Genomic DNA, 2,478 nt, shown 5'->3' on the forward strand with positions numbered 1-2,478 from the left:
ATAACACGTTCAAGCAGGCGATATTGCGGTCGGAAATCATGCCCCCAATCCGATATGCAATGTGCTTCATCGACTACAATCAGCGATATATCGTTGGCAATCTGGGCGAGCACTGTTGTCTGAAAGCGCTCATTGGCCAGTCGCTCAGGCGAAATGAGCAGAATGTCCACGTCGCCGTCGCGGACCTGCTGTTCGACAAGCTGCCAGTCACCCGCATTGTCACTGTTGATGGTGGCCGCGCGGACCCCCATGCGCTTAGCTGCCGCGATCTGGTTGCGCATCAGCGACAGCAATGGCGAAATTAGCAATGCCGGGCCTAACCCTCCTTCGCGCAGTAGCTTGGTGGCAATGAAGTAAACAAAGCTTTTTCCCCAGCCAGTCTTCTGCACGACCAGCAGTCGACCTTGCCCTTCCACTACATGCCGGATGGCGTCTTCCTGGCCGTCTCGGAATTTGGCGGCGGCCTGTCCGGACCCAAACCGGAGCAGTTGAAGGGCGCGGATATGATCATAATTCACAGTTGTTAATCTCTTTAAAAATCAATTCTATAATTAAGCACATTTAAAAACTAAATATATACCGTTTAGCAGTTGATTTGGCGATTATTTGTTGAGCTAAAGTCGCATTTTTTGCACCGAGAAATCAATGATAGCCCCTGCGACCCCGCACCCCTTGACGCCGCTCGCTCCACCCCGCCACCCTCGCGCGTACACGTGAGGACCATATGCAGCTAGTCATCGTTGAATCGCCGGCCAAGGCAAAGACCATCAATAAATATCTCGGCAGCAGCTATGAGGTGCTGGCGAGTTTTGGGCATGTGCGGGATTTGCCGCCGCGCGACGGGTCGGTGAATCCCGAAGCCGATTTCGCCATGGAGTGGGAGGTTTCGGCGGACCGGGCCAAGCAGCTTGCGGCGATCCGCGAAGCCGCCAAGCGCGCCGACAGCGTGATCCTGGCGACCGATCCTGATCGCGAGGGTGAGGCGATCAGCTGGCATTTGCTGGAATGGTTGAAAGACAAGCGCGCGCTGCCCAAGGGTGGTGCCAGCCGGGTGACGTTCAACGAGATCACCAAGTCCGCCGTGACCAAGGCCATGCAGGCGCCGCGAGAGCTTGATCAGCCACTGATCGATGCGTACCGCGCGCGGCGGGCGCTGGATTATCTGGTGGGGTTCACGCTTTCACCGGTGTTGTGGCGCAAGCTGCCGGGGGCGAAATCGGCGGGCCGCGTGCAATCGGTAACGCTGCGCCTGGTGGTGGAGCGCGAGCGCGAGATCGAAGCGCATGTGGCGCGCGAATATTGGCGCGTCGAGGCCGAGATGATTGCCCCCAACGGCGCCACCTTCAAGGCGCGGCTGGCGGTGCTGGATGGCAAGAAACTGGGCCAATTCGATCTGGACAATGTTGCAGCCAATGCTGCGCGGGAAGCCATTGAGAAAAATGGCTTTACCGTGCGGACGGTGGAGACCAAACCCGTCAGCCGCAATCCGGCGCCGCCGTTCACCACATCGACCCTGCAACAGGAAGCGTCGCGCCGGCTGGGCTTCAATGCCAGCCACACCATGCGCGTGGCGCAGAACCTGTATGAGGATGGCCACATCACCTACATGCGCACCGACGGCGTGCAGATTGCCGGCGAAGCCATGGCCGCCGTGCGCGACATGATTGCGCGCGATTACGGCGACAAGCCCGATGTGCTGCCCGAAAAGCCGCGTTTCTATGCGACCAAGGCCAAGAACGCCCAGGAAGCCCACGAAGCCATTCGGCCCAGCGATTTTTCGCGCCGGCCCGGCAAGGGCGATTCGGATGCAGAGCGGCTGTATGCGCTGATCTGGAAGCGGACGGTGGCGAGCCAGATGGCCAGCGCCCGGCTGGAGCGCACCACCGTCGATCTTTATGACGATGATGGCCGCCACGGCTTGAAGGCGAGCGGCCAGGTGGTGATCTCGCCGGGGTTTTTGACGCTGTATACCGAAGCGCGTGATGAACCCGCCGAGGATGACGACGACGGCGCGCGGCTGCCGCGGCTGGCTGGTGGCGATCGCTGTGCATCCAGGACGGCGGCGGCGGTGCAAAGCTTTACCGAGCCGCCAGCGCGGTTTTCCGAAGCAACGTTGGTGAAGAAGATGGAGGAGCTCGGCATCGGGCGGCCGTCGACTTATGCCAACATCCTGCAGACGCTGCGCGACCGGGCGTATGTGCGGGTGGAGAAAAACCGGTTTTTCGCGGAGGAAAAGGGCCGCCTGGTCACGGCATTCCTGGAGCGGTTTTTTGCGCGTTATGTGGAATATGATTTCACGGCGGGGCTGGAAACCGAGCTGGATGAAGTGTCGGCTGGCGGGCGCAATTATGTGGAGTTGCTGCGGGCGTTCTGGGCGGATTTCCAGCCGAAAACCGCCGAGATCATGGAGCAGCGGCCATCGGATGTGACCGCCGCGCTGGATGAATATCTGGCGCCGTTCCTTTTTCCCGACAAGGG

2 protein-coding genes are annotated in these 2,478 nt (G+C 60.1%); one reads left to right on the forward strand and one right to left on the reverse strand.

The window, feature by feature from the left end:
- Positions 1–518, reverse strand: a 518-nt coding sequence (locus tag ACESL8_RS12570; RefSeq protein ID WP_372919379.1) for a DEAD/DEAH box helicase, incomplete at its 3' end; no start/stop codon positions are given.
- A 206-nt stretch (positions 519–724) separates the two neighbouring features.
- On the opposite strand from ACESL8_RS12570, the gene topA reads away from it, so the two are divergent.
- The coding region (topA, locus tag ACESL8_RS12575) for a type I DNA topoisomerase (protein ID WP_372919381.1) at positions 725–2,478 on the forward strand (1,754 nt) is incomplete at its 3' end.

The organism is Sandarakinorhabdus sp., assembly GCF_041689835.1.
Lineage (GTDB): Bacteria > Pseudomonadota > Alphaproteobacteria > Sphingomonadales > Sphingomonadaceae > Sandarakinorhabdus.